The sequence below is a fragment of the Streptomyces hokutonensis genome (assembly GCF_000376565.1).
Lineage (GTDB): Bacteria > Actinomycetota > Actinomycetes > Streptomycetales > Streptomycetaceae > Streptomyces > Streptomyces hokutonensis.
Genome location: NZ_BARG01000088.1, coordinates 59,986 through 72,112, shown reverse-complemented (window position 1 = coordinate 72,112; position 12,127 = coordinate 59,986). Strand labels below are relative to the sequence as shown.

The 12,127-nt window shown below is 69.9% G+C and carries 14 protein-coding genes; 8 read left to right on the top strand and 6 right to left on the bottom strand.

The features are described from left to right. Positions 1 to 57 precede the first annotated feature (57 nt). The 3 genes from SSP08S_RS44985 to SSP08S_RS44975 all read left to right on the top strand — a co-directional run bounded on the left by SSP08S_RS44985 (position 58) and on the right by SSP08S_RS44975 (position 3,540). Positions 58 to 411 carry a DoxX family protein gene (locus tag SSP08S_RS44985; protein WP_019074225.1) on the top strand — a complete coding sequence of 118 codons (354 nt, stop codon included), beginning with the start codon at positions 58 to 60 and terminating at the stop codon, positions 409 to 411. A 201-nt stretch (positions 412 to 612) separates the two neighbouring features. After that, entirely contained in the window at positions 613 to 1,446 is an 834-nt protein-coding gene (locus tag SSP08S_RS44980) for a PIG-L family deacetylase (RefSeq protein ID WP_019074224.1), read from the top strand. Positions 1,447 to 1,641: 195 nt separating this feature from the next. After that, positions 1,642 to 3,540, top strand: a complete 1,899-nt coding sequence (locus SSP08S_RS44975) for a glycoside hydrolase family 5 protein (RefSeq protein WP_019074223.1) — start codon at positions 1,642 to 1,644, stop codon at positions 3,538 to 3,540. 104 nt (positions 3,541 to 3,644) lie between these two features. On the opposite strand, the gene SSP08S_RS44970 is transcribed toward SSP08S_RS44975, so the two are convergent. Next, a complete protein-coding gene (locus SSP08S_RS44970; protein ID WP_019074222.1) occupies positions 3,645 to 4,175 on the bottom strand; it encodes a peptidoglycan-binding domain-containing protein in 531 nt (176 codons plus the stop codon). A 143-nt stretch (positions 4,176 to 4,318) separates the two neighbouring features. Here SSP08S_RS44970 and SSP08S_RS44965 point away from each other — a divergent pair, with 143 nt between their 5' ends. After that, positions 4,319 to 5,368 (top strand): ArsR/SmtB family transcription factor, encoded by a 1,050-nt coding sequence (locus tag SSP08S_RS44965; protein WP_051106103.1) that lies wholly within the window; start codon positions 4,319 to 4,321, stop codon positions 5,366 to 5,368. 450 nt (positions 5,369 to 5,818) lie between these two features. Continuing rightward, on the top strand, positions 5,819 to 6,286 hold the full coding sequence (locus tag SSP08S_RS44955) for a GtrA family protein (protein ID WP_019074219.1): 468 nt from the start codon (positions 5,819 to 5,821) through the stop codon (positions 6,284 to 6,286). 61 nt (positions 6,287 to 6,347) lie between these two features. On the opposite strand, the gene SSP08S_RS44950 is transcribed toward SSP08S_RS44955, so the two are convergent. The 4 genes from SSP08S_RS44950 to SSP08S_RS44935 form a co-directional block, all read right to left on the bottom strand. After that, positions 6,348 to 6,623 (bottom strand): hypothetical protein, encoded by a 276-nt coding sequence (locus SSP08S_RS44950; protein WP_019074218.1) that lies wholly within the window; start codon positions 6,621 to 6,623, stop codon positions 6,348 to 6,350. Continuing rightward, positions 6,620 to 7,453, bottom strand: a complete 834-nt coding sequence (locus SSP08S_RS44945; RefSeq protein ID WP_019074217.1) for an HD domain-containing protein — start codon at positions 7,451 to 7,453, stop codon at positions 6,620 to 6,622. Before SSP08S_RS44945 ends, SSP08S_RS44950 begins: the two co-directional genes overlap by 4 nt. Then, positions 7,450 to 7,782 (bottom strand): PadR family transcriptional regulator, encoded by a 333-nt coding sequence (locus tag SSP08S_RS57210; protein ID WP_019074216.1) that lies wholly within the window; start codon positions 7,780 to 7,782, stop codon positions 7,450 to 7,452. Before SSP08S_RS57210 ends, SSP08S_RS44945 begins: the two co-directional genes overlap by 4 nt. Before the next feature lie 255 nt (positions 7,783 to 8,037). Continuing rightward, entirely contained in the window at positions 8,038 to 8,406 is a 369-nt protein-coding gene (locus tag SSP08S_RS44935; RefSeq protein ID WP_019074215.1) for an amphi-Trp domain-containing protein, read from the bottom strand. A 234-nt stretch (positions 8,407 to 8,640) separates the two neighbouring features. On the opposite strand from SSP08S_RS44935, the gene SSP08S_RS44930 reads away from it, so the two are divergent. Then, positions 8,641 to 8,967 (top strand): carboxymuconolactone decarboxylase family protein, encoded by a 327-nt coding sequence (locus SSP08S_RS44930; RefSeq protein ID WP_019074214.1) that lies wholly within the window; start codon positions 8,641 to 8,643, stop codon positions 8,965 to 8,967. Positions 8,968 to 9,114: 147 nt separating this feature from the next. Here SSP08S_RS44930 and SSP08S_RS44925 read toward each other — a convergent pair whose 3' ends face one another. Then, positions 9,115 to 9,444, bottom strand: coding sequence for a hypothetical protein (locus SSP08S_RS44925; RefSeq protein WP_019074213.1), 330 nt, complete (start codon positions 9,442 to 9,444; stop codon positions 9,115 to 9,117). A gap of 318 nt (positions 9,445 to 9,762) precedes the next feature. Between SSP08S_RS44925 and SSP08S_RS44920 the strand changes: the two genes are divergently transcribed. Both SSP08S_RS44920 and SSP08S_RS44915 read left to right on the top strand, forming a co-directional pair. Then, positions 9,763 to 10,794 carry a 2,5-dihydroxypyridine 5,6-dioxygenase NicX family protein gene (locus tag SSP08S_RS44920; protein ID WP_019074212.1) on the top strand — a complete coding sequence of 344 codons (1,032 nt, stop codon included), beginning with the start codon at positions 9,763 to 9,765 and terminating at the stop codon, positions 10,792 to 10,794. A gap of 56 nt (positions 10,795 to 10,850) precedes the next feature. After that, positions 10,851 to 12,119 carry an FAD-dependent oxidoreductase gene (locus SSP08S_RS44915; RefSeq protein ID WP_019074211.1) on the top strand — a complete coding sequence of 423 codons (1,269 nt, stop codon included), beginning with the start codon at positions 10,851 to 10,853 and terminating at the stop codon, positions 12,117 to 12,119. Positions 12,120 to 12,127 lie beyond the last annotated feature (8 nt).

The following is a 12,127-nucleotide window of genomic DNA, read 5'->3' as shown; positions in this document are numbered from 1 at the left end:
GATCGACATCCCGCGACGGGGTGTCCAGGACGCTGTCCCGACAGAACCGGAGAAGACGTGTTCGCCGCCTACATCACGGTCACCCTCCTCGGCGCGGTATTCAACGGCGCCGCCGCCGTCACCTACCTGATCGGCCATGAGTACCCCAAGACCCAGGCGGACATGAAGGGCATACCCCGGAAGTACGTACCGGTGCTGGGCATGCTGCTGGCAGCGGGCACCGCGGGACTGCTGGCCGGGCTCGCCGTACCGGTCCTGGGAACCCTCGCCGCTTCCGGTCTCGTGCTGTACTTCATCGGCGCGATCTTCGCCCACCTGCGGGTGGGCTCCCGCAACATCGTCGGCGGGATCGTGTTCCTCGCCACGGCGGCGGCTGCCCTGACTCTGGGTCTGCTGCACCACGGCGCCTGACGGCCGCCGGAGATCAGCGGCCACGTCGGGAACAGCGGGTCCGGTCTGCGCGGTTGCACCGGCCGAGGGACCGGCGCCGTTCGGGCGGGGAACACGGGGCGACCGCGAGGTCGTCCGCCCCACCCGGGCTCCGGGCCCCAGGATGGCGGTAGACCGGCCACGCCCCGTGGACCGCGACGTATTTCTGTTGGAGGACTTCTCATGACCGACCGGCCCTTGACGCTCATGGCGGTACACGCCCACCCCGACGACGAGGCCACCACGACCGGAGGAGTCCTCGCGCGGTACGCGGCGGAAGGCATCCGTACGGTGCTCGTGACCTGTACCGACGGCAGTTGCGGTGACGGACCGGGAGGCGTCAAGCCGGGCGATCCCGGCCACGATCCGGCGGCCGTCGCCCTCATGCGCCGCCAGGAACTCGAAGCGAGCTGCGAGGTCCTGAAGATCAGCGACCTGGAACTGCTCGACTACGCCGACTCCGGGATGATGGGCTGGCCCAGCAACGACGCCCCCGGAGCCTTCTGGCAGACCCCTGTACCGGAGGCCGCGGCCCGGCTCGCGGACCTCATGCGGCACTACCGGCCCGATGTGGTCGTCACCTACGACGAGAACGGCTTCTACGGCCACCCCGACCACATCCAGGCCCACCGCATCACGATGGCGGCCGTGGAGATGACCGACCTGACACCGAAGGTGTACTGGACCACGATGCCCCGCTCGATGATGAGGCGGTTCGGCGAGGTCATCCGCGAGTTGCACCCGGACATGCCGGAGCCGGATCCCACCGAGGCCGCCGAGATGGCCGAGATGGGGCTCCCCGACGACGAGATCAGCACCTGGGTGGACACCACCGCGTTCAGCGGTCAGAAGTTCGACTCGCTGGCCGCGCACGCCAGTCAGGGCGACAACATCTTCTTCCTCAAGATGGGCAAGGAGAGGTTCGGCGAGCTGATGGGCATCGAGACCTTCTCACGTGTGAAGGACGCGACCGGTGCGGCCGTACCCGAGAAGGACCTCTTCGCCGGACTGCGCTGACCTGTCCGTCCGCCCGGCCGGGAAGGCGCGGCGTTTCCGCGTGTCTCCTGGCCGGGCATGGGCATGCGCGAATCGAGTGCGCGCTTTGTCCGTCGACGGGTTCGCAGGTCACGGGTAGTGTCCCCCGGGCAGCTGCTGCGGGACTTCGAGAGCGCTGCCATCTTTCGGGATCGGCATCGGTACGGAGGGCACTTCATGACCAAACTTGTCCGGTACCTGACACTACTGGTGGTGGGCGTTTCCCTGCTGTTCCCGTCCACGGGGACAGCCTCTGCGACTCCGGCGGCCCCCGCCGCGCCCGCCGCTGCCGACAGCACCTGGCAGCCGCCCCTGTCCACACGCGGGCGCTACATCGTCGACGCGAACGGCAACCGCTTCCGGCTGAAGTCGGCCAACTGGGACGGCGCCCAGGGCTCCTGGACCGGCAGCGGCAGCACGGCCGACAGCGCCAATCACCACGCCGGGCAGAACTCCTACGGCATCCCCCTGGGCCTGGACCGCGTGCCCCTGGCCCAACTGATGGCCGACTTCCGCAAGTTGGGCATCAACAGCATCCGACTGCCGTTCTCCAACGCGATGATCCACGACACCACCCCTGTACCGGACGCCGCCGTGGCGGCCAACCCGCAGCTGCGCGGCCGGACGCCGCTCGGGGTGTTCGACGCCGTGGTCTCCGCACTGACGTCGGCCGACTTCGCCGTCATCCTCAACAACCACACCAACACCTCCCGTTGGTGCTGCGGCATCGACGGCAACGAGCGGTGGAACAGCAGCCAGTCGACCGGGCAGTGGGCGGACGACTGGGTGTTCATGGCCCGCCGCTACGCCGCCGACCCCCGCGTGGTGGGGGCCGACCTCTACAACGAGGTACGCCGCGACGTCTGGGACGACCCGAACTGGGGCGGCGGCGACGCACACGACTGGTACGCCGCCGCCCAACTCGCCGCCGACCGCATCCTCACCGAGGCCAACCCGAACCTGCTCATCGTCATCGAGGGCATCAACTGGACCGGCATACCCGTCGACGGATTCGCCCACGGCCGCCCCCTCCTCACCCCCGCCCGCACGCTGTCGCACACCTTGGTGGCCGCCCACAAACTCGTCTACTCGGCCCACTTCTACGGCTACACCGGCCCCCACCACAGCGGTGCCACCGGCATCGGCGAGACCAGCGACCCCCGCTACCAGGACCTCAGCCGCGACGACCTGTTCCAAGCCCTGTACGACGAGGCGTTCTTCATCTCCCAGGACAGCGGCAAGCACTACACCGCCCCTGTGTGGATCAGCGAGTTCGGCATCGGAGCGGGCGAGACGGGCACCGCGGCACGCACCTGGTTCGGCAACATCACCGACTACTTCGCCGACCACGACGCCGACTTCGCCTACTGGCCCCTGGTCGGCTGGCAGGGCCACGACGACTGGGCCCTGCTGCGCTACGACACGGACGGCAGCCGCCACGGCCTCCTGGACGACGCGGACTGGCGCGCCACCGGCTGGCAGCGGCTGATGTCCGCCGCCTCGCTCAGCGGTCCGGTCGCCCCGGTCCCCGCCTGGCAGATGCTCGCCACCGACCACGGCGACTACGTCCAGTCCGTACGGGTGCGCGCCACCGGCGACTGGGACCCGGGCGCCGCCAAGGCGGCCTGCCCGGACGGGCTGCGACTGATCGGCCTCGGGCACACCTCGGGCCGAGGACTGTGCACGGACATCACCGCGGGCGACCTGCGCGCCGCCGACACCGCCCAGACGGTCGTCACCGACGAACGCAACGTCCCCCAGGGCGGCGACTGGGCCACCGGATACACCAAACTCCAGTGCGCCCAGGGCCAGTTCCTCATCGGCTACAGCCACCGGGGTGTGCGGACGTCGGCGGCCCTGTGCGCTCCCTCCGGTACCGCCCTTGCGGGAGCGGGACGCACGGTGTGGTTCGACCGCTCCGACAACCGGCCCGGCGACGCCGGCGGTGACTTCGCCGTCGGCGACTACAAGGGCCAGTGCGCGGACGACGAGTACGCCGCGGGCATCGCGTACACCACCCGCACCGGCAGCTCACCGGGTCCCGCGGCCCTGCTGTGCCGCAAACTGGTCCACTGACCCGCACGGGGGAAGTTGGTGCCGGGCGGGCCGGCTGATCCGCTGCCGCCGCACAGCGCGCCGAGCAGTCCTGACACGGCCGACCCCCGCCTCGCGGGTACTGCCTAGCAGGTCCGGTAGTTGTATCCGGCGATGCGGTCGTCGACGTTGCCGTCGGGGAAGTGGTAGTAGCCGTTGCTGTCGCGGGTGAGGTAGAAGTCGTACAAGGAACCGTTGTAGAAGCTCACGGTGTTGCCGGTGGTCGTGTTGCTGGAGTTGCGCAGCAGCTTGCCTGCCGCGGTCCAGGTGATCTGCCCGGCCGAGCCGTCGGGTTCGGCGGTCGTGTGGACGCTCTGCCACAGCTCCGTCGCGGCCGCGGTCTGGGGCCCGAAGTCGCCGTCGATGTCGCCGGCCGCGAGGAAGCCGTCGGCGTAGAGGATCTTCTGCCACAGGCAAGTCGCGTTGGACACGGTGTTGTGGCTCTGGTCCACGATGCCTTCGTTGCCCCAGTCGTCGGCGAAGACCCCCGCGCCGTAGACGTAGGCCAGACCGCTGTAGGTGCCGCTCGCCGACGCGGGGCTGGCACTCAGGCCGAGGACTGCGGCGGTCAGGGCCGCGATGGTGCCGGCGGTCGCCTTGGCTCTCTTCGAAAACACGCGGGTTCCTCCTGGTTCGGGCGGTCGAACGTCGGATTCGGCCACGGCGCCTTCTTGGCCTGGCGGAACCTTGGCAGGGTCTCGTCAACGGCGAAACACTCTTGCGCCTGAGCGCAAATGTGGAGCTCTTCGGGGGGAATCGCGTGCTCCGTATCCACTTCACTGAGGTCGACCTCGCCCGTGTCCGCGTCGCCGCGGAGCCCGACCCGATGTGGGAAGTGCTCTCGACACTCCACCGGCTGCAGTCGCGGGGCGGCCGGTGGCAGTTCGCGGCCTGGCACCGGACGGTCCGGGCCGCCCTGGACGCGGCCGGGCTTGCCCGGCCGGTGCGCACGGTGCTCTTCCCGCAGTATGCCCTCGGGCCGTACCTGCCCGACCTCCTGACGCCGCCGGAGTCCGAGGACGGAATCGGCGCGGCCCTCGACGGCATCCTCCGTATGCCCGGACGGGACAGGCGCGCCGAGTTACGGCTCCTGGACCAGGTTTCTCCGGTGCCGTCCTGGGTGCTGCGGCTGGATCAGGGGGCCGAGCGCCGGGAGTTGACCGAGCTTATCCGCCGGTACCACGAGGTGGCCGTCGCACCGTTCACGGAATGCGTGGCCGGCGGGATCGTCGCGCACCGCGCCCTGCTTGCCCGCGCGCTGCTGGCCGGGGGCGTCGAGGGGCTTCTGTCGAGCCTGGGGCCCCGGTTCCGCTGGCGCCCGCCGGTCCTGGAGGTGGACTACCGAACGGACCGCGATCTCCATCTGCGCGGACGCGGGATGAGGATCGTACCGACGTACTTCTCGTGGGGAACGCCGGTCGCCCTGGCCGACGACGGCCTGCCGCCCGTGCTCTCGTACCCGCTCAACCACCCGGCGGTGCCCGAGGGAGCACTCCCCGCGGAACACGTGCCGCTGGGCGCACTGCTCGGGGGCACGCGGGCGCGGGTCCTGCGGTGCGTCGCGGACGGGCTGACCGCGGGAGAACTCGCCCAGGTCGTGGGCATCTCGCAGTCCGCCGCCGGCCGGCACGCCTCGGTGCTGCGCGACGCCGGGGTGACGACCAGCCGGCAGATCGGTCCGACCGTCCTGCACACGCTGCCCCCGCTCGGGGCCGCGCTGCTCGGGCAGACGCGCGGCGCGGGGCCCGAGAACCGTGATGCCTCTCGGGCCCTGCCCCGGCGTGAGAGGTATCGGGCCGTACGACCGTGACGGCCGCCGCGGGCCCACACCGGACCGCCGAAGAGTGTTTCCGCTTCGGGGCGAGTGCCTTCTCCGCCCGACTACGGGGAGACATAGGCAAGTTGACCGGATGTTCGGGCCCGCGCCTGCGAGAGTGCGCGAGTCGTGCCTTCCGCCTTCGGCTGCTCGACGATCCCGTCCTGTGTCACTCCAGCGAGATCGCGACCGCGATGACGCAGGCGCTGGCCGCGATCCTGGCGTCCGCCGGATTCGCTGCGAGGACGCGCACGACGAGTACCGCTCTCACCAGCTGCGGGTGACCGACGCGACCCCAGTTCCCCGTTCCCGGTGCCACACCGGTTTCACCACCTCCGGCACCCCTGAGAACGCCCTGAAACCGCGCTGAATGGCGAGGCGGTCACGCTGTGCGGCATGACGACGACGGCCCCGTCAGGGGCAGTGGCCAGGGAGGGGATCGCCATGAACAGCCTGCGACTGATCCGTAGGCACGCGGTGGCCTTCGGGCGCTTCGCCGGGCTGGGCAGTGTGCTCACCCTGGCGGCCTCTGCGGCTCTGGTCCTGCTCTCGCAGTGGATTCCGTGGACGGTGGCGAACGCGCTGACCACCGTCGTGTCCACCGTGGTCGCCACCGAGTTGCACGCCCGCGTCTCGTTCCGCCACGGACGGCCCGGTCTGGCCGGCCACTTGAAGAGCGCTGCCACCATGGCCCTCGGCTGGCTGGTCACGTCCGCCGCGGTCGGCGCGCTGGCCGCGCTCTGCCCCGACGCCGGACTTGTCCTGCAGCAGACGGTGTACCTGTCGGCCACCGCGCTCGTCGGGATCGGCCGCTATCTCGTGCTGCGGCTGGCTGTGTTCGCCCAGGGCACTCCACGTTCCGGGACCGGCAGCGACATCCGGTTGCGGGCCGCCTACGACGCGGTTGCGTAAGTGCTCGGCGCGCGTCACGGCAAGCGCGACCTGCCCGGTGGGTGGGCCCACCAGTTGGCCGTCACAGCCCGTCCCGGGTGACGGTGGGAGGCGCCGACCGGTGACTCGGTTCGGGTCCGGCGGCACCGGCCGTAGAGCCGTGCCAGGCCTGGAGCAGGCGGCCCAGGCGGCGAGCCGGTGTCTCGCTGGGGACGAAGAGCACTGCCGCCACCAGTAGGAGGCCGCCTGCGGCGAGAGCTCCGGCGACCCAGGCGGTCAGCCCTCCCCGCACCATGGCCATCGCGAATGCGGCCAGTGTCCCGAGGGCGGTCCCCAGTCGCGCCGCCCCGCTCGTCATCGTTGTTCCTGAGAGGCAGGACGGCGCAGTGTCATGGAGAGTCGGGGTGCGCCGAGCAGGACGTGGAGTGTGAAGCGGGTGCGGGCGCGGCGGGTGGTGAGGGTCGCCAGGTCGGCGCTCCATTCCTCTTGCCAGCGCACTCGTCGCTGTGACGGCAGCAGCAGAGTGAGGACGGCCAGGATTCGGGTCGTGACGGCGTAGGAAGACACCGCCGGTTGCAGGACTGCTGAGGCGAGGTCCTGCAGTTCACGGCCGACCGACTCCAGTCCCACTGCGCAAGCCGCGGGTGCAAAGACGTCAAGGGTTTCACGCGCCTTGAGGAGCCGCCTGGCTGGGTCCATGAACGCGATGGTGCGCATGTTGTGGAGCCGGTCCGCGAGCCGGATGGCCAGTACGGCCGTCTCCCATGACGGAGCGGCGGCGTCGGAGGCGAGCATGGCGCCTTCGCCGTTCTGCGGGTGCGCGGAGACCACGGCGGTGCGAACTGCCGCGGTCAAGTCGGCGACCTCCTGGCCGATTTGACCGGCGATTCGTTGCGGCGGGCAGGCGGTGTCCTCCACGTCGTGGAGCAGCGCCGCGCACACCACGGGCGGAGGCATGCGAAGCTCGGCGACGATGGCTGCGACGGCAAGGCAGTGGGTGATGTAGGGGTCACCGCTGCGGCGCCTCTGCCCCGCGTGCCAGATCGAAGCCTCGGCATAGGCGCGTTCCAGCAGACCGGCGTCGGAGTCCGGGTGATACGAGCGGACTGCGGCGATGACGCCCTCAAGGGTCGGCGCCAGGTCTGTCCGCGCGGTTGAGGACGGCGGAAACCGCCGCTGCCTCTTCATGACGCCCCTCCCCCAGTGGCCTGGTGAGCGCTGACCCACCCCGGCAAGGGCTGCTTCCGCGACCGATAGGTGCGCGCCAGGGCCTCGCGGGCTGCTTCGGCACCGTCCTGCGTGACCCCGTAGAAGCGGCGGCGCGGGCGCCCCTCCGCCTCGTGCACAGCCGAGTCCTCCCAACTGCTCTCCAACCAGCCGACCTGTTCCAGCCGGGCCAGGATCGGATAGATCGTGCCCGACGGCAGTCCCGCCAGTTCGCACAGCTCAAGGCCGTACCGCAGCCTGGCGGGGTCCTCCAGCAAAGCCCGCAGCACCAGTTGAGTCTGCAGGGTCATACGCGGCGCACCCATACTCGTACTCTACATAGCCCACATACAGGCTGTCGAGAGAAAGTGACGCTTTGTGATCGACTCCCGGGGTTTCGTCCTGGTCCGCACCAGAGACCGCTTCGAACGCGGCCGGCTCACCGGACGATCCAGCAACCAGTCTCCGTTCACGCCAGCATCACGGATCGTCACCGTGTGATCCGTCGTCACCGAGACTTTCTGATGCGGCTGTTGCCGAGTTCCTGGCTCCTGTCCGCGGATGCCTCAGTTCGCTTTCGACGCGGACCGCTTGGTGTTCTTGCTCCTGCTGGTGCGCGTGCCGCTTCGGCCGGGCTCGGCGGGCGCCCTCTTGGCCCGTCCGGCCTTCTTCGCGGCTGCAACCGTTCGCGACGGCGTCGTGCGGGGCGGCGCGGTCGGCCACTTGAACTCGATCTCCAGCTCGATCTCCCCATTACCGATCTCGACCTCTGTCTCGCTGCGCAGGTCGTCGGGGATCCGCAGGCTGAGCGTTCCGAGCCCGAGTTCCACTTCGACATCCCCGCCTTCCCGCAGTGCGGCTGCGAGTGCCGCGAGTTGATCAGCAGCCTCAAAGCGCGACAGAGAGCGCTTCTGCTCGAACTTCAGGTCCTTCATGGGTGTCTCCCCTTCGGAAGAGAAGAGTCGATTACGCCCATTCTGAGGCCAAGCACGAGATCGGACATCCGCACGGCCGGGCGCCCGGAGCTTCTCTCCGACACGACGGACCATGCGCCCCCGCGCGCGAGGCCCGGAAGCGTTCTACCGTGGAGAGGAATCCCTCGCTCGCGGAACTCGGTTCCTTCCGCCTGTTGTCTCTCGGGGTCGAATCTCACCAGGAGGACATACGGCATGTCCACTTCATCGGAAACACCCGTCCTTGACACCCTCGCCGCCATGACGATCGACTCGATCGAGCGATGCGGGATGACCCCGGACCTGCTCATCCTCACGCGTATCGCCGCGCTCGCCGCCTCGGACGCTCCGCCGATCTCGTACGTGGCCCATATCGACCCCGCCCTCAAGACCGGCCTGACCGCCGACCAGTTGCAGGACGTCCTTGTCGCCATCGCGCCCATCGTGGGCACCGCCCGCGTCATGACCGCAGCCGGCAACATCGCCACGGCTCTCGGCGTCGCCATCGCCGTCGCAGACACCGAGATCGAGTCCCAGGGCTGAGAACCGGCTCCGCCCGGCATCGGTGATCAACACCGTGGCTGGAACGGGCGAGCACCAAGTGGACAGCTATTCCATCTGCCACAGGCTCCACCAGGCACAGGCCGGACACGCCCACCACCGACGACCGCTCGCCGGCCGCCCGGTCACCTAGATCGCGAAGTCGCACAAGTACCAGCTCCACCTGTCTGCCGCGGTGTCGGTCACCTCGGTGGTCAGTTGCCGGGTGTCGCCCGTCGTGACGGTCTTGACCGTGGCGAAGTGGGCGGCACCCTTCTTCCTGAACTGGAGCTTGACCTGCCGCCCGGGGAACCCGTGGTACTTGCGGTCCTCCCGATCGGCCCGCGCCAGGTCGGAGATCCAGTAGCCGCCGTCGTTCGCCTTGACGGTGATTTCGACGGGGCAGCGGATCGTCTGCGCCGTGCCCACGGTGACGTTGCCACCACCGTTGACGACGATCCTCGTGTCGTGCGCACGCAAAGCGGAGATCAGCCCGGAAGTTCGCGTCCACCCTGACGGCCCGTCACGAAATAACCGTGTTAACTCGGCGCGCACCCCCTTGCCAAGCAGAGATAGTACGTGCTCGGATTATCTCTGTCGGGCGGCACCCCACCGCCCCGAATCCGCTGCTCAACCCATGCATCGCGGGGTCGATCCGCCCTGCCTCCGCTCCCCGTCTCCCTCCACTCTCCCCTGTTCGCTCTCCCTTCCGTCGCCGTGCCCGGAGCGTGCCTGCGCCATGTCCGCAGGCCGCCGAAGAGCACTGTCGGCACCTCTCGGCGAAACCTGGAGAAGCCCGTGTTCGATCTTTCGTCCGTCGACCTGCTCGATGCCTTCACCCGCGAGCTGCGGCTGTGCAAGCTGCGCAGCGACGAGCACGTCGTGGTGCTGTCCGAGCCCGGCAGCCGCGGCGACTACGTCGCGGCCGCGTTCGGCGCCGCCAAGGCGTGCGGGGCGCATGTCATCTCCGCGACCGTGCCGGGCGGCAGCCCCGCGCCGATGCCCAGCACCCACACCGGCGCGGGCCCGGGACTGGTCTCCGTCCTCAACGACAGCACCGCGCAGGACCTGCTCAAGTCGGCCGACCTGGTCGTCGACCTGACCCGCGAGGGGTTCATCCACGCGCCGGTCCAGCAGGAGATCCTGCGCGCCGGCACCCGCATCATCTTCGTCTGCGACGCCCCCGACGTGCTGATCCGCAACCTCCCCAAGGAGGGCGACAAGGCGGAGGTGCTGGAGGGCGTCGGCCTGCTGAAGCGGTCGTCCGTCATGCGGGTCACCTCGGACGCGGGAACCGATCTCACCGTCCAACTCGCCGGTTCCAAGCCGGAGTTCCAGTGTGGCTTCGCCGACGACCCGGGCCGCTGGGACCACTGGCCGAGCACGATGGTGCTGTGCTGGCCGGAGATCTCCGACGGGCAGATCGTGCTCGCCGAGGGCGACATCCTGCTGCCCTTCAAGGAGTACGTCCGCTCCCCGGTCACCCTGCAGATCGCCGGCGGACACATCGAGAAGGTGTCCGGCGGCGCCGAGGCCGAACTGCTGTCGACGTTCTTCGAGGACGCCCGGGACCAGTGGGCGCGCAGCCTCTCCCACATGGGGTGGGGCCTGATGCGTACCGCCGACTGGTTCGCCACAGCGATGTACGGCAAGGACGACCTGATGGGCATGGACGCCCGCGCCTTCGCCGGCAACTTCCTCTGGTCGACGGGCCCGCACCCGGTCCTCGGGCGTGAGTCCTACGCCCACCTCGACATCGCGATGCGCGGCTGCACCGTGACGGTCGACGAGGTCGAGGTCGTCACCGCCGGAAAGCTGCCCGGCGACTGACCGCGCCGGTCTGCTCCCCCCGAACCACCCGTACCCGCACGCGAGTTGGAGGAAGTGTGGCGCCCAGCCAGTCGTACGAAGTCACCGTCGTCGGAGGAGGTCTCGGCGGGCTCACCACCGCGTTGGCACTGCGGCAGCGCGGTCTGCGGGTCACCGTCCTGGAGCAGGCGTCCGAGCTCGGCGAGGCCGGCGCGGGCATCCAGACGGCGCCCAACGCGAGCCGGGTGCTGATGGGGCTCGGACTGCGGCGGCAGATGGAGGCCATCCACACCGAGCCGCTCGATCAAGTGCGACGGCGGTGGCAGGACGGCCGCATCGTCGGGCTGACCTCGCTGGGACAGCGCGTCAAGGACCGGTTCAACGCCCCCTACTGGCACTACCACCGGGCCGATCTCCACCGCATCCTGCTGGACGCCTGCGTCGACCCCGCCGGTCCCGGTCCCGTCGTCCAGGTGCACACCGGAAGCAAGGTCGTCGACCTGGACCGCACCGACCCCGAACGTCCCGTCGCGGTCACCGAGGACGGGCGTCGGCACGCCGGCGACGCGCTCGTCGGCGCCGACGGCATCCGCTCGCGGACACGTGACCTGATGGGCGCCCCCGACACCCTGCTGTTCTCCGGCGAGATGGCCTACCGGGCGCTGATCCCGGGCGAGTTGATCGCCGCCGACCCGGCGACGCGCTGGCTCGTGGACCGGTTCCAGAGCACCATCTGGTACGGGCCCGACCGGCACCTCGTGCACTACATGATCCGTGGCGGCGAGTACCTCAACGTCGTGGCGTGCGTGCCCTGCACGGACGAGGTCGCCGCGAAGTGGAGTGTGTCCGCGACCGCGCAGGACCTCGTGGACGCGTTCCCCGGCTGGGACGACCGCGTACCGGCCATGCTCTCCAAGGCGAAGGAGGACGTCTCCGCCTTCGCGCTCCACCACCGGCGCCGCGACCCGGTGTGGACGGACGGCCGGGTGGCCCTCCTCGGGGACGCCTGCCACGCGATGCTCCCCTACCAGGCGCAGGGCGCCTCGCAGGCCATGGAGGACGCCGCCGTACTGGCCGAGGAACTCGGCGCGGTCACAGCGGCCGGCGTCGAGGGAGCGCTGCGCCGCTATGTCGACCGGCGTGCCAAGCACGCCGGCATGGTGCAGGACGCCTCCCTGCGCAACAAGACCTTCTACCACCTGCCCGACGGCCCCGAACAGCGGGCCAGGGACGAGAAGTTGAGGAACTTCGACGGGGAGTCGGACCTGTCCTACGACTGGCTGTGGTCGGGCACCCCGCTCAACGACCCGGATCTCGGCGCGTTCTCGTACCAGTTCGCCCGTTGAGCCTCTCC